Below are 556 nucleotides of genomic sequence, written 5' to 3'. Positions count from 1 at the left end.
GCAGGCCGCCAACCTGGAGGAGACCGCCGCCTCGATGGAGGAACTGACCTCCACCGTGCGCCAGAACGCCGAATCGGCCCGCCAGGCCAACCAGCTCGCCATCGGTGCCGCCTCGGTGGCCTCGCAGGGTGGCGAGGTGGTCAGCCAGGTGGTGACCACGATGAGCGCCATCGAGGCTTCATCCAGGAAGATCGCCGAGATCATCTCGGTCATCGATGGCATCGCCTTCCAGACCAACATCCTGGCGCTCAACGCCGCGGTGGAAGCCGCGCGTGCCGGCGAGCAGGGCCGCGGCTTCGCCGTGGTCGCCTCGGAAGTGCGGACGCTGGCCCAACGCTCGGCCAGCGCGGCCAAGGAGATCAAGGGCCTGATCGAGGACTCGGTGGACAAGGTCGGCGAAGGCTCGGTGCTGGTGCACCAGGCCGGCACCACGATGGGCGAGATCGTGGCCTCGGTGCAGCGCGTGACCGACATCATGGCCGAGATCTCCGCCGCCTCGCAGGAGCAGAGCGCCGGCATCGAGCAGGTCAACCAGACCGTGATGCAGATGGACGAA

General features: G+C 68.2%; 1 protein-coding gene. It reads left to right on the top strand.

Translation table 11 applies throughout. The annotated features are described in order from the left end of the window. Nucleotides 1–556: methyl-accepting chemotaxis protein (locus AC06FE_RS19570; protein ID WP_478073999.1), on the top strand; the 556-nt coding region annotated here is incomplete at both ends.

This window comes from Stenotrophomonas sp. Steno-C18, from assembly GCF_056393195.1.
This window is presented reverse-complemented; position numbering and strand designations above follow the sequence as displayed.